The organism is Flavobacterium sp. LHD-80 (genome assembly GCF_030929605.1).
GTDB lineage: Bacteria > Bacteroidota > Bacteroidia > Flavobacteriales > Flavobacteriaceae > Flavobacterium.
Genome location: NZ_JAVFVS010000004.1, coordinates 477,559 through 494,578, shown reverse-complemented (window position 1 = coordinate 494,578; position 17,020 = coordinate 477,559). Strand labels below are relative to the sequence as shown.

Genomic DNA, 17,020 nt, shown 5'->3' with positions numbered 1-17,020 from the left:
AATTGAAAAAACTTATTTATTCAACCACCAAATACTAGCATTCAAAATAGCAGCAAATGCAACCCAAGCTAAATATGGAATCAATAAATAACCTGCCGTTTTATTGATTTTGACAAACTTTACATAAGTTTCATAAATAAACAACCATAAAAGTGCAATTTCTATCAAAGCCAACATCGGATTTTTTAATCCGAAGAATAAATATGACCAAATCGCATTTAACGTCAATTGAATTATAAAAAAGCCCAAAGCCTTTTTTACTTCTTCATTTTGCTCTTTGATTTTATCCCAAACTAATCCTGCAGCAACAGCCATAAAAATGTAAAGTAAGGTCCAAACTGGCATAAAAATCCAATTTGGCGGATTAAAAACGGGTTTTTCAAGTGTTACATACCATGTTTCAATACTTGGTTTTGTAACCATTCCTGCCGAATAGCCAACTGATAAACATACGATTAAAGCAATAACTATTTTTACGATCTTGTTCATTTTATCAAATTTTGTAGTCAAAAATAGTCAAAAGAAAAGTTTAAACCATATAAGTTATATAAGTTCATTTTAGTAAAGCCTGCTTATAATTTCTTATATAACTTATATGGTGAAAAAATTTAAAAACTATCTTTGCCAAAATTTTATAATTCATGTTTACAGCAGCTGATTTTATTCCAAATACATATACTTCAACAGTCGAAAACGGAAATTTTGAATGGAGCGCTCCCAGCAATATCGCATTAGTTAAATATTGGGGGAAAAAAGACAATCAAATTCCGGCAAATCCTTCGGTTAGTTTTACTTTGAATAATTGCAAAACGATTACTAAATTGGGTTTTGATAAAAGAGTCATTTCGACTTCGCTCAATGTGACAAATGGTTTTTCTTTTGATTTGCTTTTTGAAGGAAAACCAAAAGAAGATTTCAAACCAAAAATTCAGAAGTTTTTAGAAAGAGTTGAAGTTTATCTTCCATTTTTGAAAGACTATCATTTTACGATTGATACCCAAAATACTTTTCCGCACAGTTCTGGAATTGCTTCTTCGGCATCTGGAATGGCAGCTTTGGCAATGAATTTTATGAGTTTGGAGAAATTGCTAAATCCAGAAATGACGGAGGATTATTTTTACCAAAAAGCATCTTTTCTGGCTCGTTTAGGCTCAGGAAGTGCTTGCAGAAGTGTAAAAGGAAATGTTGTTGTTTGGGGAAGCCAAGCCAATATTAAAGGAAGTACCGATTTATTTGGAGTTGAATTTCCGTACACGATTCATGAAAATTTCAAGAATTATCAGGATACTATTTTATTAGTTGATAAAGGCGAAAAACAAGTTTCAAGCACAGTTGGACATGATTTAATGCACAATCATCCGTATGCCGAAAGACGTTTTGCTCAAGCACACGAAAACTTAGATAAATTAATTTCCATTTTTGAAAACGGAGATTTAGATGAATTCATTAAAGTTGTCGAAAGCGAAGCCTTGACTTTGCACGCGATGATGATGACTTCAATGCCATATTTTATTTTAATGAAACCTAATACATTGCAAATCATCAATGCGATCTGGAGATTTAGAGCAGAAACTAATATTCCCGTATGTTTTACGCTTGATGCCGGAGCAAATGTGCATGTGCTTTATCCCGAAAACGTTAGCGAAAAAGTATTACAATTTATTCAGGACGAATTAGTTGTATTTTGTCAGAATCGTCAGTACATTTGCGACAAAATTGGAGAAGGCGCAATTGCATTGTAATTTTGCGTATCTTTAATTAAAATTTAGATTATGGACATTCAATTAGAAAAACTTGAGCTGATAAAAAAATTAGTGGAAACTGAAGATCCAACCATTATCGATTCTATCAAGAAAATTTTTTCTAAAAAGAAAAAAGATTGGTGGGATGATTTAACTGATCAACAAAAAGAAGATATAACTCAAAGCGAATTAGAATTTGAAAGAGGAGAATTTAAAAGCTATGAGGATGTTATGAAAAAATACAGATAGTGAATCTTAAAGTAAGTTTTTCAAAAACAGCGGAGAAAAATTTAGATGCAGTTTTAAATTTTATTGAAGATAAATGGTCAAGAAAATCCAAAGAAATGTTTCTTGTAAAATTTGAGAAAGCAATTTCAATAATCAGCATGAATCCTGAGATTTTCCCTAAATCATCTGTAAATAAAAAATATCAAAAATGCGTTGTTACAAAGCAATCAAGTCTCTTGTATAGTTTTGGTTCAAATGAAATTAGAATTCACACCGTTTTTGACACACGACAAAACCCAAATAAAATAAAGAAAGACATAAAATAAACATGAAAGGACCATTATTTTACTCAAAAATATTACTCTTTGGAGAATACGGAATCATCCGCGACTCTAAAGGACTTTCTATTCCTTATAATTTTTACAATGGTGCATTGAAAAAATCTGAAGAACCTTCAGCTGAAGCTATTGCATCAAACAAAAGCTTAAGAAGCTTTGCATCTTATCTTGAAGTTTTGCAAGTTCAACAGCCAGATTTGGTTACGTTTGACTTAGAAACTTTAAAGAATGATGTCGAAACCGGAATGTATTTTGATTCTAGTATTCCGCAAGGATACGGAGTTGGAAGCAGCGGTGCGCTTGTAGCGGCGATTTATGACAAATATGCTAATAATAAAATCACGGTTTTAGAAAACTTAACTCGTGAAAAACTATTACAGCTTAAAAATATATTTTCTCAAATGGAAAGCTTTTTCCACGGAAAAAGTTCTGGTTTAGATCCTTTGAACAGCTATTTGAGCATTCCGATTTTGATTAATTCTAAAGATAATATTGAAGCAACCGGAATTCCGACTCAGAGTTTTGACGGAAAAGGTGCTGTGTTTTTATTGGACTCTGGAATTGTTGGCGAAACGGCTCCAATGGTTAATATTTTCATGGAAAACTTAAAAGACAAAGGTTTCCGCACGATGCTTAAAAATCAATTTGTTAAATATACTGACGCCTGCGTAGAAAACTTTTTACATGGCGATATGAAATCTTTGTTTACAAATACTAAAAAGCTTTCTAAAGTTGTTTTAAACAATTTTAAACCAATGATTCCTGAACAATTTCACGGAATCTGGCAACACGGAATTGACACTAACGATTATTACCTAAAACTTTGCGGTTCTGGCGGAGGCGGTTATATTCTTGGTTTCACCGAAGATTTAGAACGTGCAAAAGTATCTTTGAAAGATTACAAACTAGAAGTAGTTTATCAATTTTAAGTTCCAATCTCTTAAAAAAGTTACCGCTATTTGAATACATTTTCCTGAAATCTTAATCCTAAAAAGTTACTGAATATGAAAAGTATTTTAAAGATTATCAAAGCAACTTTTTTAGGAGGAATTCTCTTTTTAGTTCCATTAGTTTTAATATTGGTTCTTTTAGAAAAAGGATTTGGCATTATTCAAAAAGTCACGCTTCCGCTCGTTAATCTTTTGCCGAAAGTGCAAATTTTAGGAGTGGCACTTCAGGAACTTATTGGAATATTAATTATCATCATTATTTGTTTTGTGGCAGGATTACTGGCTAAAACTGTTTATGTTGCAAGATTGATTCAAAAATTAGAAGACAGCGTTTTGAGCTTTGTTCCCGGATATTCATTCATTAAAAATATGAATGAAAACATGCTGGGTTTTGAATCTAATGAAAATTTAAAAGTAATCTTGGTTCCTACTGATGCTGGCTTGCAATTTGCTTTTTTGATAGAACAAATAAGTGAAGAGAAATTTACAGTCTTTATTCCTGATGCACCAAATCCGTGGAGCGGATCTGTGGTTTTTGTAGAAAAAAAAGACATTCAGGATATTGATATTACGCAAAAACAAGCTTTGGCCTGCATTCGAAAATTAGGGTACGGATCTGGTGAATTGTTAAAAAACAAACTCTAAGCTTTCAGAATCAAAAAATATCTTTTAACTTCCCAAATCTAATCCATCATATTTTATAATTTATGTTAAGCAGACAGCACAAACTTGTAGTAATGAAAATTGTCAGTTTGTTTTCTGTGGTACGCGGTTACAATATTCCTATTATTGTTTTAGCACAATATTTATCGGCGATTTTTATTTTGGCTCCAGAGAAAAGAGCGCTTGATATTCTGTTGGATTTTTATTTGTTCCTGATTGTTTTCGCTTCGGCCATTACCATTGCTTCGGGATATATTATCAATAATTTTTACGATAGTCAAAAGGATTTGATCAACAGACCAAACAAATCAATGCTGGATCGTTTGGTAAGCCAAAAAACAAAGTTGACGGTTTATTTCTGTTTAAATTTTTTGGCGGTTTTAATGGCTTCAATCGTTTCTTGGCGCGCTTTTTTATTCTTTTCGGCTTATATTTTTCTGATTTGGTTCTACTCTCATAAAATTAAAAAATACCCAATTATTGGCAATTTAATGGCGTCTTTCATGGCTGTCATTCCGTTTTTTGCCATTTTACTGTATTTCTACAATAAGATTTCGTTTGAAGAAATTGAAGATCATATGAGTCATTTCATGGTCATTTCGGCACATGCGATGTTTTTGTTTTTATTGCTTTTGATTCGGGAAATGATAAAGGATTTGGAAAATCTGAAAGGCGATTTGGCCAATGATTATCGCACAATACCTATTATATATGGCGAAAAAGCGTCGAAACAGATTATTACGGTTTTGACTTTTTTAACTATAATTCCGGTTTATATTTTAGTCAATATTTATGATGTTGGTTATATGGATATTTACTTTTATGTCTGTTTTGGAGTGTTGCTTTTTTTCTTGATTTTTCTTTGGAGATCAAATTCGAAAGAGCAGTTTTTAATGCTTCATAATGTTTTGAAGTTTTTGATTGTTTCGGGCGTTTTCTGTATTGTTTTGATCAATCCTAGTGTTTTGTGGCACGGGCGTGAATTGATTTCTAAGTATTAGATTGACCACTGCTTTTACGGATTGAACGGGTTTTCGCGGATTATTTGATTTCTGCCGATTTTTCCCTGTGACTCTTGGTGTTGGTTTTGAAAAACTTTGCGAAATAACCCAAATATTTAAAAGAAGCCAATTGTTTTAATCCTAGCCCCGATTGAAGTGGAAATCCTTTTATTTTTTTCCTTTAAAAAAATAAAAGATTGAAACGGAAAGCGGGAATTACTGCCTGAAAAAAAGCCAATTGCGATGCTTCAAAATCCTTTTATTTTTTTTGCTATTAATCTAAGAACAATGAACTTAAGTTTATTTGGTCAGAAAAAACTATCTTTGCACAAATTACAGAATTTATGAACAACAAGGAAGGCAATAATAAAAGAGGCGGATCGAGACCAAACAGCTCAAGATCAAACTCAAGCAAGCCAAAACCTCCTATGGCTAAGCGCGCTCAAGGGCCAAAAAAAGTGAAGCCTGAAGTTAAAGCGGCGCAGGAAGCAGCAGCTGAAAAATTTAGAAAACAAAATCAGCCGGCAAAAAGACAAAAGGCTTCAGATGAAATTCGTTTGAATAAATACATCTCTAATTCTGGAGTGTGTTCGCGTCGTGATGCTGATATATATATTCAGTCTGGAAACGTTAAAGTAAATGGCGTTCCGGTTACTGAAATGGGTTATTTAGTAAAATTGAATGATGTTGTAAACTTTGATGGCGTGGTTTTGACTCCAGAAAAGAAAGAATACATTTTACTAAACAAGCCTAAAAACTTTACTACTGCACTTGATGAAGGACAGGAATATCGTAACGTTCTAGAACTTGTTCGCGGTTCTACTACTGCCAAAATTGCTCCAGTAGGAAGAATGGACAAGAACACAACTGGATTGCTTTTGTTTACTAACGATACCGATATGATTCGCAAGTTTACTTTGCCGAGTCAAAAATCGTCTAAAATATATCAGGTTTCTTTAGACAAAAACTTGAAATTTGAGGATTTGGAAAAAATCAGCAAAGGTCTTGTTCTTGACGGACACCGTGTGTTTGTTGAAGAGGTTAGTTATATTGAAAAAGAAGCAAAAAGTGAAGTTGGACTTAAACTGAAATCATCTAATGTAAAAGTAGTTCGTGCTATTTTCGAACATTTTGATTATGATGTTTTGCGTATTGACCGCGTTTCATTTGCTGGTTTAACTAAAAAGAATCTGCCTAGAGGAAACTGGCGTTTCTTGACAGACCAAGAGGTTATCAATTTGAAAAACGCATAAGTTTTTCAAATTAGATTAAATATCAATCCTGTTTTACTTTTTGTAAGACGGGATTTTTTTATTTAGAAACTGAAAAAGTTATGTCCGAAAAGTGTGAAAATTGATCTTCCAATGTTTTGATTTTTGTCTTCAACTGTTTCGTAACATGTGAATCCTAAGATGATTTTGATTCCTGGCTGAATGCTGTTCAGGATTTCTCTTTTTTGCTCTTCCAGAAGCAATTTTAAACTGTCTAAAAGCTGGATATTATTTTTAAGATAAGAGACAACAAGAAGTGCAGAGAAGTTTAATATTTCGCGGGCAGTTTCACTTTTGATTCCGACTTCGTTTGAAATCATTTCAGAAATTCTGCCTTTTTTATTGGTGAAGATTTCTTTTAAGATGGCGTTTCCTTCGATACGATAACAATCATCAACTGATAAAATTCGGCCTGAAGTAAAATCGACTTCCTGATAAAAAGTAGAATCGTCTTCGATTAATTTGATAATTTCTTTATAAAAGCCTAATTCTTCGGCTTTGTTGTATAGACCCATTAAAATTGTGCCTATAGAAACATCAATTCCCTTAATTAAAAGTGCATCATTTTCGAAATAAAACTTGTTTAACTTGGAAACAACATTAGAAGAAATAAAACGTCTAAGTTCAATTTGTAGGTTTGGGGTCATACTCATAACTTATAAAATAATTATTTATAATTGTTTAAAATAATCGATAAAGTGAGGCTTTTTATCGTTTATCAGGATAAAAATATAAAATATTTTAACATTTCCAAAAAATAAGTTAAGAATATACATACCCGATTAACAGCTTATTAACAGAAACTGTCATGAACGCCAGTAAACATAATGCTTTCGAAATCAAAAGAAAATGAAATTATTTTTTGAAAAATTTCAACATTTTGAAAAAACAAACAAATAATAAGACAAATCCTAAGTACTTTTACAGAATTAAAATAAAATGTTTCGATATTCCCATGTTAGATGCAAAAAAATGCCAAGAAAAATAATACAAAACATAAAGTTTATGAAGCTTGAAGCCAAAAAACCAAGCAACGACCCTGTTGCGGCCTTTAAAGCTCTTTGATGGTTTTTAGAATCATAAATAAGTTCTCCTAAAAACGCTCCAACAAAAGGCCCTATAATTACGCCAAAAGGTATTGGCGCTAGAATTCCAATGATTAAACCAATGTTTGTTCCCCAGACTCCATATGAACTTCCGCCAAATTTTTTAGTTCCTTTTGACGGAATTATGTAATCCAAAATTGTAATAATTATCGTGATCAACAATGTTATACCCAAAACCCAATAATTGTTTTCGACTGCTTTTGTGAGATACAAAAGCAATAATCCAACCCAACAACTTGACAATCCAGGTAAAACAGGCAAAAAACTGCCAAAAATACCGATAATCATACATATAAAACCGAGCAACAACAATACTAAATCCATATATTTTTTGTAAATTGTATTTGCAAATCTGATAAAAAATAAGCTATGTCAAAATTTTTGAAAATATTTGCATTCTGTTTTCTCGTGCTTTCAATTCCTTCGAATTTGCATGCACAGACTCAAAAACTTTCTTTAGATGATCTTCTTCTTCAAGACAGCATTTATAAAAGTAATAAGAAAAAAGTATTAAATTTTTCACTTAAAGAATTTGATACACTTTTTCTAGAGTTTTTTAACCGGAAAGAAGATCCTGAAGTTCTTTTTACAAAAGCTGAATTTTATACCTATACGGTTCAGATTGCCACATTTTCAGACAGGCTTGCTTCTCTGTATCCTGATCAAAAGGAAGTTGCGTCACAAAACAAACAGCAATGGCTATCAGAAAGCTATGAAGATTATTTAGAATACAAAGGTTCTCAAAAAAAATAATCGTATTTTTATACCACAATAATTACTTTATTCAACTCAACCTCAAAATCTTGAAGCAGTTTTTCATTTTTTTAGTTTTCTTATTTTTTAATTCTTGTCAATATTTTGAGAAGAAGGTTCCGTCTGAAAAAGAATTACTTCAAAAGGAACTGAAAGCCATTAATTGGAAAGAAGTTGACGAATATCCAAGCCTTGCAGAATGCGAAACGATTGCCGATGAAAAACAACGTCAAAAATGCTTTTTTGATGTTATGGCGCAACTTGTACAGCAAAAATTAGATATTGATAGTTTGTCTATTTTATATCCTGAACTCGATACAATCGAAGTAAAAGTAACTGTTTTCCCGAATGCAAAAATGAAATTTGAACCGCAGTTCCCTAAAGATTCTGTTGCTTACGACACGATTAAAGTTGACAGTATTTTGCATGCTCGCTTAGTTGATTTTCCAAAAGTTAGCCCGGCCATAAAACGTGGCATTCCGGTAAAAACGCAGTTTATTTTGCCGGTGATTATCAAGGCAAAAAATGAAAAGTAGTTTTTTTTCACCATATAAGTAATTTAAGTTCATTAAAAACTTGATGGAAAAACTAGACTTCATAAGACTCAGAAACTGAGCTAAAATTTCTTATATGACTTATATGGTTTTATTTTCGGAATTTTATTTACTAAATCTTCTCCCTTTCCATTCATAAGAACCAAACAAACTGTACAAAGCAACAGTTGAACTGAAAAAAGGATAAAGCAAACTGCTCAATAAAAGACTTTTGATTCTGATTTGTGTTAAGAATTTATTGGTGATTGAAAGCAAAATAAAATCAATTGCAAACTTAAAAAAGGCAAACAAAACAAAAAGCGGATAAGAAAGGATTCCGAAAAGAAGCAAGAAAAATCCAATTACAAAACTGAAATTCCCGAAGAAAACAATTAATCCTAAAAACTTTCCAAATGTACTTTTATACGAACTTGTTTTTGCGGCCCAACGAACTCTTTGATAAAATAAAGTCTTCCAATTTTCAGTTGGTTTTGTCACAACAATTGCTTCTTCTGCTTTTAAATACTGAACTTCATTTGGGAATTTTTCGATTGCTTTCTGGAGTAAAAAAACATCATCGCCACTTGCTATTTTGTCGTTTCCGCTAAAACCATTTAAGCTTTCAAACAATGTTTTTTTGTACGCAAAATTGGCGCCGTTACACATAAATCCTTTATTTATTCCAAAACTTCCAATTGTTGCGCCTTGTAAACTTGTTAAATCTAATTGCTGAAAATGATCTAAAAATGAGTTTTCACATTCGTATGTTACGGCACCCGCAAGCATCGAAACTTTATTTTCCTGAATGTAATTATCAAAAGTCAAAAGCCAATTTTCTGAAACAATACAATCAGCATCGGTTGTAATTACCCAATCTGTTTTTACGTGCTGCATTGCGGTTGTAATAGCATCTTTTTTGGGAGAATTTGAAACACGAATATTGTCTATAATTGACAATTGATAATTAACAATTGATGATTGAAACTTTTCACTTGAAGAATCATCTACCAAAATTACTTCGAACAAATTTGATGAATAATTTAGTTTTGAAAAGCTTTTTAATAGATTGGGAAGATTTTCTTCTTCATTTCTGAAAGGAACAATAATTGTAAAACTTGTCTTTGGTTCTACATCTGATTTCTGATATTTTTTGACTTTACAAAATCCATAAACAAGCAGACAAATGCTGAAAACATAAATTGCGAATATGGAGAATAGTGCCAATATCATTCTGCAGACTTTGTTTTAAAATTCAGCACAAAATAACTTCCTAAAACTACTGGAAGCACTACGTTTAAAAACCACATCAAAGTACTGATAAAAATAACAATCCATTCGTTTACGCCTAAAATTCCGAAGAAGTAAATCGCTACACTTCCTTTTACAGCAAAATCTAAAAACTGAAATGTTGGCAAAGAAGAAGCTAGAAAATAAACCGAAGTAATAGCGGCCATTAAAGTTAAATAAGGCAAATCGACATCAAAAGCTAAAAACAAAAAGTAATATTGATGCGAGAAAACCAAATAACGGCAAATGCCTAAAAAGATGTTTTTCTGATGAATTGATTTCGGAATTTCATTGATTTTATGAATCAGTTTTTCAATCGAATAGCCTTTGACTTTTATTTTTTTGATCGAAAACAAAACAATCAGAATCAGTATAAATCCGCCAAATAAAATCAAAACTGTTTTTGTCGTAATGACATTAAATTGGGCATTGAAATACAACAGACCGAAGATTCCAAAAATGATGGTCAAAATCATCTGAATCCCGTTGCAGATTAAGTTCAAGAAAACTACTCTCTTGGCTTCCGATTTTGGATAATATAATGCTTTTCCTGCGTACTCTCCTACTCCATTTGGCGTAAAAATTCCGGCAGTTAAAGCAGCTAAAACCTGTTTTGTAGATTCGTAAACCGAAATTTCGTGAATTACTTTCGCCAAATTCTGCCATTTCAAAATCTCAAAATAACGATTCAAAACACTCAAAAGCAGTATAAACGAAATCCCTAAAACCGACTGATTTTTTCGGAATAAAACAATGAACTTGTTCCAGTCCAATTTATCGTTGTTAGCCAGCTGATTGTAAATAAAATAAAATGCGCCGCCAACAATCAAAAGTTTGACTACAAGAACAAGGAATTGCTTAGCTTTGTGAGGAATTGAAATCATGCCGCAAAAGTAATTCAATTTAACAATGCGGCAATTTGAAAATGGGAAAATGAATCGTTTTGATTTTCAAAAAACTTGAAACTTGAAACCTCAAACTTGAAACAAAAAATTACTTGACAAAAGAACGCATCATATTAGGTATTGACCCCGGAACCACAATTATGGGTTTTGGATTAATCAAGGTAACCAACAAAAAAATGGAATTCCTGCAATTGAACGAACTGCAGCTTTCCAAATACGACAATCATTATCAAAAACTAAAAATCATTTTTGAAAGAACCATCGAATTAATTGAAACGCATCATCCAGATGAAATCGCGATTGAAGCGCCTTTCTTTGGAAAAAATGTTCAGTCGATGTTAAAGCTTGGACGCGCACAAGGCGTTGCAATGGCAGCAGGACTTTCAAGAGGAATTCCGATTACAGAATACGAACCAAAAAAGATAAAAATGGCGATTACCGGAAACGGAAATGCCAGTAAAGAACAAGTTGCGAAAATGCTCCAACAACTTTTAGGCTTAAAAGAATTACCAAAAAATCTCGATTCAACCGATGGTTTGGCGGCTGCAGTTTGCCATCATTTTAATTCAGGAAAAGTTGTTGCAGGAAAAAGCTATTCTGGTTGGGATGCTTTTGTGAAACAAAATGAAGATAAGATTCGAAAATAGTGGTCAGTGATCAGATTTTTAGTGATCACTTTATGAAAGTTGTCAGTAATCATTTGTTTGCATTCTTTATTAGGCAAACAAATAAATTGTCTTTATTTATATAATTTTCTTACATATTCTCGTTATGAATAAAAAAACAAAATGAGATTTCAAGATTTATTAGCTTACAAAAAAGTCTTTTTCTTTAGCAATGAAGATATTTGATATTACAAAACAGTTTCCAAAAGAAGAAACTTATTCATTAACGGATCAAATTAGACGTTCATCCAGAAGTGTAACAGTTACGATTGCCGAAGCTTACAGAAAACGCGTTTACCCAAAACATTTTACAGTAAATTAACGGACTCTGATGGTGAAAATTCTGAAACACAAACTTGGCTGGAATTTGCTCTTGCTTGTAAATATATCTCAAACGAATCCTATAATGAACTTTTATCCGAAAGTATTGAAATAGGTAAATTATTAAACTATATGCTTTTAAACCCTGAAAAGTTTGGAGTAAAGAAAGAGTGATCAGTATTCAGATTTTTAGTGTTCAGTTTGTAAACTCTCAACAGACTGAACACTAAAAATCTGAATACTGAATACTAAAATCTGAACACTAAAAACCTGAACACTGAACACTGACAAAATGAGCGGTATCTACATTCATATTCCTTTTTGCAAGCAGGCTTGTCATTATTGCGACTTTCATTTTTCGACTTCGATGAAAAAGAAAGACGAAATGGTTTTGGCTTTGTCCAAAGAAATCGCTGTGCGCAAAAATGAGTTTGAAAATGATCCCGAATTCTCGGGAGTAGAAACCATTTATTTTGGCGGAGGAACTCCTTCAGTTTTATCAAACGATGAAATCAACTTTTTAATTTCTGAAGTTTATAAGAATTATAAAGTTGTCGAAAATCCAGAAATTACGCTTGAAGCCAATCCAGATGATTTGTCTGTAGAGCGAATTTTGGAATTATCCAAAAGTCCGATAAATCGATTAAGCATTGGAATTCAATCTTTTTATGAAGAAGATTTGCAGCTGATGAATCGCGCTCATAATTCGGCGGAAGCCAAAAAATGTTTGGAAGAAGCAACCAAATACTTTGATAATATTTCCCTTGATTTGATTTACGGAATTCCGGGAATGAGCGACGAAATGTGGAAACAGAATATTCAAACGGCTTTAGATTTTGGTATTCCGCACATTTCTAGTTACGCTTTGACAGTCGAACCCAAAACAGCTTTAAGCAAATTAATTCAGACTGGAAAAATTGCAGAACCTCAAGACGAAGTAGCTTCAAACCATTTTATGATTTTGGTTGAAACGCTTCAAAAAAATGGTTTTATTCATTACGAATTATCCAATTTTGGAAAAGAAAATTATTTTTCCAAAAACAATTCGGCTTACTGGCTAGGCAAAAAATATATCGGAATCGGACCTTCGGCACACAGTTATGACGGCGAAAAAAGAGGCTGGAATATTGCGAATAATTCGCTGTATTTAAAAGCAATTCAAAATGATGAACTTCCTATTGAAACCGAAATATTAACTATTTCAGATCGTTATAACGAATATATTATGACGGGTTTACGAACTATTTGGGGCGTTTCTTTAGAAAGAATTAAAAATGAATTTGGTTTGGAATATTTAGATTATCTGAATAAACAATCTCAAAAATTCTTAAACGACGATTTGCTTTCCATCGAAAACAACATTTTAAAACCAACTCCAAAAGGAAAATTTTTAACGGATGGAATTGCTTCAGATTTATTTTATCTAAATTTGGAAGACTAAAATTAGCCACGAAGGCACAAAGACGCAAATTAATTAAACTTTGTGACTTGGCGTCTTTGCGGCATAAAACTCTAATTTGTGTTAGCAAAAATCAACAACTTCGAAATCGACTTATCAAAACCCATTGATATTTCTATTCCATTAACTAATACTGACGAAAATCCAATTGCTTGGTATATCGAAAAACCAGTAATTGAACCGGTAGTTTTTGGCGACTGGATTGGGAAAGTTTCGGAAGGAAAATCTTCTACGAATTTTAATAATATTTTCTTCAATCCGCATGGACATGGAACGCACACGGAATGTCTGGGACATATTACGAATGATTTTTACAGCATCAATCAATCGTTGAAACAGTTTTTCTTTTTTGCGAAATTGATTACGATTGAACCTGAGAAAATTGGTGATGATTTGGTTATTACTAAAGAAAGCATTTCGACTTCGCTCAATGTGACAAATGCATCGACTAAGCTCAACAAAACAGAGGCTTTAATTATAAGAACACTTCCAAATCAAAAGGAAAAAAAATCAAGAAAATATTCGAATACGAATCCGCCTTATTTATCTGAAGAAGCTGCGATTTTCATACGCGAAAGCGAAATTCAGCATTTATTGATTGATTTGCCAAGTGTCGACAAAGAACATGACGAAGGTAAATTATTGGCGCATAAAGCATTTTGGAATGTAAAAGACACGCACAATCTAAATCAAGATGCACGGTTCAATGCTACAATTACCGAAATGATTTATGCCTCAGACGAAATTGAAGATGGAAATTATATACTAAATCTTCAAATTGCTTCGTTTGAAAATGACGCAAGTCCAAGCAAACCTTTATTATATAAAATCTACAATTAAAAATGATAACCGTTTCTACAGATAAGACCAAACTTGACGTTCCGTTTATTCAAAATTTTTTGAAAGATATTTATTGGGCAGCGGGAAGAACGATTGAAGAAGTCCAAATCACAATTGATGCTTCGGTTTGTTTTGGAATTTATTTGGATGACAAACAAATTGGCTTTGCACGTGTTATTACTGATTATGTTGTTTTTGGTTATTTAATGGATGTTTTTATTACTGAAGAACATCGCGGAAAAGGCTATTCATCGATTTTAATTGAAACGATGATGAACGAACCACTTTTAAAAGACATTAAAATTTGGCGTTTGGCTACAACCGATGCGCACTTTTTATATGAGAAATTTGGTTTTACAAAACTAAACCATCCTGAAAAATTGATGGAAAAAATAGTATCATATTCACTAATTAAAACGGAAAAATCCAATTAGTGAAATTTGCGCAATTTGTGTTGAATCATAACTTTTTTATAATATGAATTTAGAAACGTATTACGAATATTGTCTTTCAAAAAAAGGTGTTAGCGAACATTTTCCTTTTGATGAAGATACTTTGGTTTTTAAGGTCGGTGGAAAAATGTTTGCTTTATCATCACTTTTACAATGGGAAAAAAATGAAGCTTCGGTTAATTTAAAATGCGATCCAGATCGCGCTGAAGAACTGAGAGCGGAATATGACGAAATAAAACCCGGATTTCATATGAGCAAAGTACACTGGAATACGATTGCTTTAAATGGAAATCTTCCCGACAAATTTGTCAAAGAATTGATCGATCATTCGTATGAATTGGTTTTCAAAAGTTTGACAAAGAAAATTCAAAATGAAATTATCGAATTAGAAAATTAGGCATTACATTTGCAGGGTAAGATCAAAACTTAAAACCCGAATCAGTTTGCAAATTAGCAATTTAAAGAATCATGAAAGAACAATTTAAAAAATTTCTGAACGAAGAACAAGATCCAAAAGCGATTGAAAAAATCACTTCTAAACTTACAGATTTATTGATGAAAGGTGAAGAAGTTGGCTATATCGCGGTACAAAAAAAACCTGCAATTACTGTTTTTCCTGACAGTATTGTATTAACTAATAAGCGTATCATTATCTGCAAGCCTAAAAATTTAGGTCTTTCTATGGATTTTACAGATTATACTTGGGATGATATTGCAAGTACTTTTGTAAAAGAAAACATTTTAGGTTCTGAATTTTCATTTGGAACAAAAACAGATTTAGCTGTTTCGATTGATTATATCCCGAAAATTCAAGCTAGAAAAATTTATACTTACGCTAAAGAGCAATTGGATTTATTGAAAAATCCCGTTTCTGCAGCAATTCCAGTTCAAGAAACTGCCGAACCCGTTTTTGAAGAAGAAACAGAAGAAGTTGACGAAATTGAAGAAGTAGAAACAGAAGAAGTAACAAGCTTTGCTGAAATTTTACCTTCGGCTCCAGTTTTCACTGAAACTTTTGAACCAATTCCAGCTCAAACTCCAACGGGAGATCGTAAATTAAGTGAGTTATCTAAAGAAGAACTTTTTGATAAATTACAGAATTACAAAAAACTTCTTGATAATGGATTGATTATGCAAGGAGAATATGATTCATATAAAAAAGAGATATTAAGTTATATGTAATAGCTTAACCGCAAAGGTCGCAAAGACTTACGCAAGGTTCGCAAAAGAAAAAACCCATCAGCATAACTGATGGGTTTTATTTTGTATATTAACTTTGCGAAAAAGCCTTGCGTTCTTTGCGGTTAAATATCTACAAAGTCGCCTTCTGCTTTTCTACAAATTTATGCGATTGCAGTTCAAGCAATTCTTTTGCGTTTTTTCTTTGCAGATCAAACAAGCCTTTATCTTCGGCAATATCAGCGTACACTCTATCATGCATTTCGGCACTTGTTTTCACTAATAAATCACGTTGGTATTTGTTTTGTGCCAAAGTCGCTTTCATCGCTGTTTCGGCTTCTTCTTGTTTGAAATCGAATTCCCCTTTTGGAGCTAATAATTTGGCAATAATTGGTGACGTTTCAATTGCTAAAAATAAAAGCATGATAAAAAATGATGGAAGCCAAGGTAGTTTATTCAACGCATTGATACGAGCCATTAATCCATCAAAACCTTCAATAATTGGTTGTGTCTGAGAAACTTTCTTGTCTAAATCGGCCTCAAGCTGTTTGCCAATTTTTTCTTTTTCAGCGATTTTAGCTTCGTTTGTTGCTTTTAAAGTTTCGTACTCTTTAAGAGAGGCATCGTGTTTTTCACGTTTCTCCTTATAAACTGGGCCTTTTCCTAATTTTTTGGTTCCAGCAGTTCCTTCAGCTTCTGTGATATAAGTTGAATATAAGGCATTTACTTCTTTTTCTTTCTTTACAATATCTGCTTTTAAAGCCGCAATTTCTGCTTTATTTTTATCTAAATCCGTTTTGAAATACGTGCCAATTTGTTTTTTATTGGCTAATTCCATTTCGTTTTTTTCTTTCAATAAAACGGTATTGATTTCTTTTTCAAAGATTTTAATTTCCAAAGGCTTCGAAATTACAATCGCAATAATAATCGCCAATGCAATACGAGGAGTCGCTTGCAGAAATTCATCCATAAAACGATCTCTTTTCTTGATAGTAGAAACAATAAATCGGTCCAGATTAAAAATCAGCAAACTCCATACAAATCCAAAAATTAAGGCGGGATAAATAGAATCGAAAACTGTAAAAAGCGCATAAGCACTAGCTAGAAAAGCCATAACCGCGGTGAAGAATACGGTGGCGCCAATACCAACATATTTGGTTTGTTCGCCTTCTGAACAATCTTTCAAGAGATCTCGGTCGGCTCCTGAACATAGGATAAAAAATTGTTTTAACATGATTGATGATTTTTGATTGTGATTGATAAGGCAAATTTAGCGCCAAAAATTTAATTCTGAGATAAATAGTTGATTTGTTTTTACTTGCACTTA

General features: G+C 32.5%; 21 protein-coding genes and 1 pseudogene. 16 read left to right on the top strand and 6 right to left on the bottom strand.

The window, feature by feature from the left end:
- Positions 1 to 12: 12 nt before the first annotated feature.
- Positions 13 to 489, bottom strand: coding sequence for a TspO/MBR family protein (locus RB619_RS06735; RefSeq protein WP_308095681.1), 477 nt, complete (start codon positions 487 to 489; stop codon positions 13 to 15).
- 152 nt (positions 490 to 641) lie between these two features.
- Between RB619_RS06735 and RB619_RS06730 the strand changes: the two genes are divergently transcribed.
- The 7 genes from RB619_RS06730 (at position 642) to RB619_RS06700 (ending at position 6,175) form a co-directional block, all read left to right on the top strand.
- A complete protein-coding gene (locus tag RB619_RS06730) occupies positions 642 to 1,742 on the top strand; it encodes a diphosphomevalonate decarboxylase (protein WP_308095680.1) in 1,101 nt (366 codons plus the stop codon).
- Between the two features lie 30 nt (positions 1,743 to 1,772).
- Entirely contained in the window at positions 1,773 to 1,991 is a 219-nt protein-coding gene (locus tag RB619_RS06725) for a hypothetical protein (protein ID WP_089052482.1), read from the top strand.
- On the top strand, positions 1,991 to 2,296 hold the full coding sequence (locus tag RB619_RS06720; protein WP_308095676.1) for a type II toxin-antitoxin system RelE/ParE family toxin: 306 nt from the start codon (positions 1,991 to 1,993) through the stop codon (positions 2,294 to 2,296). Before RB619_RS06725 ends, RB619_RS06720 begins: the two co-directional genes overlap by 1 nt.
- 2 nt (positions 2,297 to 2,298) lie before the next feature.
- Positions 2,299 to 3,237: a mevalonate kinase gene (locus tag RB619_RS06715; protein ID WP_308095674.1), complete on the top strand. Its 939-nt coding sequence runs from the start codon at positions 2,299 to 2,301 to the stop codon at positions 3,235 to 3,237.
- Positions 3,238 to 3,312: 75 nt separating this feature from the next.
- On the top strand, positions 3,313 to 3,903 hold the full coding sequence (locus RB619_RS06710) for a DUF502 domain-containing protein (RefSeq protein WP_308095672.1): 591 nt from the start codon (positions 3,313 to 3,315) through the stop codon (positions 3,901 to 3,903).
- 62 nt (positions 3,904 to 3,965) lie between these two features.
- Positions 3,966 to 4,922: a geranylgeranylglycerol-phosphate geranylgeranyltransferase gene (locus RB619_RS06705; protein WP_308095670.1), complete on the top strand. Its 957-nt coding sequence runs from the start codon at positions 3,966 to 3,968 to the stop codon at positions 4,920 to 4,922.
- Between the two features lie 344 nt (positions 4,923 to 5,266).
- Positions 5,267 to 6,175 carry a pseudouridine synthase gene (locus tag RB619_RS06700; protein WP_308095667.1) on the top strand — a complete coding sequence of 303 codons (909 nt, stop codon included), beginning with the start codon at positions 5,267 to 5,269 and terminating at the stop codon, positions 6,173 to 6,175.
- 62 nt (positions 6,176 to 6,237) lie between these two features.
- Here RB619_RS06700 and RB619_RS06695 read toward each other — a convergent pair whose 3' ends face one another.
- Both RB619_RS06695 and RB619_RS06690 read right to left on the bottom strand, forming a co-directional pair.
- Positions 6,238 to 6,840 (bottom strand): DUF937 domain-containing protein, encoded by a 603-nt coding sequence (locus RB619_RS06695; RefSeq protein WP_308095665.1) that lies wholly within the window; start codon positions 6,838 to 6,840, stop codon positions 6,238 to 6,240.
- Between the two features lie 282 nt (positions 6,841 to 7,122).
- Complete coding sequence (locus RB619_RS06690) at positions 7,123 to 7,623, bottom strand: DUF456 domain-containing protein (protein ID WP_308095663.1); 501 nt, start codon at positions 7,621 to 7,623, stop codon at positions 7,123 to 7,125.
- Positions 7,624 to 7,668: 45 nt separating this feature from the next.
- On the opposite strand from RB619_RS06690, the gene RB619_RS06685 reads away from it, so the two are divergent.
- A complete protein-coding gene (locus RB619_RS06685) occupies positions 7,669 to 8,052 on the top strand; it encodes a hypothetical protein (RefSeq protein ID WP_308095660.1) in 384 nt (127 codons plus the stop codon).
- Positions 8,053 to 8,102: 50 nt separating this feature from the next.
- Positions 8,103 to 8,588, top strand: coding sequence for a hypothetical protein (locus tag RB619_RS06680; protein WP_308095657.1), 486 nt, complete (start codon positions 8,103 to 8,105; stop codon positions 8,586 to 8,588).
- A gap of 123 nt (positions 8,589 to 8,711) precedes the next feature.
- On the opposite strand, the gene RB619_RS06675 is transcribed toward RB619_RS06680, so the two are convergent.
- Together RB619_RS06675 and RB619_RS06670 are read right to left on the bottom strand one after the other, a co-directional pair.
- Positions 8,712 to 9,815, bottom strand: a complete 1,104-nt coding sequence (locus tag RB619_RS06675) for a glycosyltransferase (RefSeq protein ID WP_308095655.1) — start codon at positions 9,813 to 9,815, stop codon at positions 8,712 to 8,714.
- A complete protein-coding gene (locus RB619_RS06670; RefSeq protein WP_308095652.1) occupies positions 9,812 to 10,756 on the bottom strand; it encodes a lysylphosphatidylglycerol synthase domain-containing protein in 945 nt (314 codons plus the stop codon). Before RB619_RS06670 ends, RB619_RS06675 begins: the two co-directional genes overlap by 4 nt.
- Before the next feature lie 113 nt (positions 10,757 to 10,869).
- Here RB619_RS06670 and ruvC point away from each other — a divergent pair, with 113 nt between their 5' ends.
- The 7 genes and pseudogenes from ruvC (at position 10,870) to RB619_RS06635 (ending at position 15,696) form a co-directional block, all read left to right on the top strand.
- Positions 10,870 to 11,424, top strand: a complete 555-nt coding sequence (gene ruvC, locus RB619_RS06665; RefSeq protein ID WP_308095649.1) for a crossover junction endodeoxyribonuclease RuvC — start codon at positions 10,870 to 10,872, stop codon at positions 11,422 to 11,424.
- A 141-nt stretch (positions 11,425 to 11,565) separates the two neighbouring features.
- Positions 11,566 to 11,937, top strand: a pseudogene (locus RB619_RS06660) (four helix bundle protein).
- Between the two features lie 118 nt (positions 11,938 to 12,055).
- On the top strand, positions 12,056 to 13,204 hold the full coding sequence (hemW, locus tag RB619_RS06655; RefSeq protein ID WP_308095645.1) for a radical SAM family heme chaperone HemW: 1,149 nt from the start codon (positions 12,056 to 12,058) through the stop codon (positions 13,202 to 13,204).
- Between the two features lie 78 nt (positions 13,205 to 13,282).
- Positions 13,283 to 14,062, top strand: coding sequence for a cyclase family protein (locus RB619_RS06650; RefSeq protein WP_308095643.1), 780 nt, complete (start codon positions 13,283 to 13,285; stop codon positions 14,060 to 14,062).
- 2 nt (positions 14,063 to 14,064) lie between these two features.
- Positions 14,065 to 14,496: a GNAT family N-acetyltransferase gene (locus RB619_RS06645; RefSeq protein ID WP_308095642.1), complete on the top strand. Its 432-nt coding sequence runs from the start codon at positions 14,065 to 14,067 to the stop codon at positions 14,494 to 14,496.
- Between the two features lie 43 nt (positions 14,497 to 14,539).
- The gene (locus RB619_RS06640) at positions 14,540 to 14,911 is read left to right on the top strand and encodes an MmcQ/YjbR family DNA-binding protein (RefSeq protein WP_308095639.1); all 372 of its coding nucleotides are present in this window, start codon (positions 14,540 to 14,542) and stop codon (positions 14,909 to 14,911) included.
- Positions 14,912 to 14,982: 71 nt separating this feature from the next.
- Positions 14,983 to 15,696: a PH domain-containing protein gene (locus RB619_RS06635; protein ID WP_308095637.1), complete on the top strand. Its 714-nt coding sequence runs from the start codon at positions 14,983 to 14,985 to the stop codon at positions 15,694 to 15,696.
- 130 nt (positions 15,697 to 15,826) lie between these two features.
- On the opposite strand, the gene RB619_RS06630 is transcribed toward RB619_RS06635, so the two are convergent.
- Positions 15,827 to 16,927: a DUF4407 domain-containing protein gene (locus RB619_RS06630; RefSeq protein WP_308095634.1), complete on the bottom strand. Its 1,101-nt coding sequence runs from the start codon at positions 16,925 to 16,927 to the stop codon at positions 15,827 to 15,829.
- Positions 16,928 to 17,020: the final 93 nt, after the last annotated feature.

Excerpts from the sequence above, each read along its gene's own strand:
- RB619_RS06715 (WP_308095674.1), top strand. The coding sequence starts at position 2,299 with ATGAAAGGACCATTATTTTACTCAAAAATATTACTCTTTGGAGAATAC.
- RB619_RS06685 (WP_308095660.1), top strand. The coding sequence starts at position 7,669 with ATGTCAAAATTTTTGAAAATATTTGCATTCTGTTTTCTCGTGCTTTCA.
- RB619_RS06675 (WP_308095655.1), bottom strand. The coding sequence starts at position 9,815 with ATGATATTGGCACTATTCTCCATATTCGCAATTTATGTTTTCAGCATT.
- RB619_RS06670 (WP_308095652.1), bottom strand. The coding sequence starts at position 10,756 with ATGATTTCAATTCCTCACAAAGCTAAGCAATTCCTTGTTCTTGTAGTC.
- RB619_RS06705 (WP_308095670.1), top strand. The coding sequence starts at position 3,966 with ATGTTAAGCAGACAGCACAAACTTGTAGTAATGAAAATTGTCAGTTTG.
- RB619_RS06695 (WP_308095665.1), bottom strand. The coding sequence starts at position 6,840 with ATGACCCCAAACCTACAAATTGAACTTAGACGTTTTATTTCTTCTAAT.
- RB619_RS06735 (WP_308095681.1), bottom strand. The coding sequence starts at position 489 with ATGAACAAGATCGTAAAAATAGTTATTGCTTTAATCGTATGTTTATCA.
- RB619_RS06630 (WP_308095634.1), bottom strand. The coding sequence starts at position 16,927 with ATGTTAAAACAATTTTTTATCCTATGTTCAGGAGCCGACCGAGATCTC.
- RB619_RS06645 (WP_308095642.1), top strand. The coding sequence starts at position 14,065 with ATGATAACCGTTTCTACAGATAAGACCAAACTTGACGTTCCGTTTATT.
- RB619_RS06690 (WP_308095663.1), bottom strand. The coding sequence starts at position 7,623 with ATGGATTTAGTATTGTTGTTGCTCGGTTTTATATGTATGATTATCGGT.
- RB619_RS06710 (WP_308095672.1), top strand. The coding sequence starts at position 3,313 with ATGAAAAGTATTTTAAAGATTATCAAAGCAACTTTTTTAGGAGGAATT.
- RB619_RS06640 (WP_308095639.1), top strand. The coding sequence starts at position 14,540 with ATGAATTTAGAAACGTATTACGAATATTGTCTTTCAAAAAAAGGTGTT.
- RB619_RS06725 (WP_089052482.1), top strand. The coding sequence starts at position 1,773 with ATGGACATTCAATTAGAAAAACTTGAGCTGATAAAAAAATTAGTGGAA.
- RB619_RS06730 (WP_308095680.1), top strand. The coding sequence starts at position 642 with ATGTTTACAGCAGCTGATTTTATTCCAAATACATATACTTCAACAGTC.
- RB619_RS06635 (WP_308095637.1), top strand. The coding sequence starts at position 14,983 with ATGAAAGAACAATTTAAAAAATTTCTGAACGAAGAACAAGATCCAAAA.
- hemW (WP_308095645.1), top strand. The coding sequence starts at position 12,056 with ATGAGCGGTATCTACATTCATATTCCTTTTTGCAAGCAGGCTTGTCAT.
- RB619_RS06700 (WP_308095667.1), top strand. The coding sequence starts at position 5,267 with ATGAACAACAAGGAAGGCAATAATAAAAGAGGCGGATCGAGACCAAAC.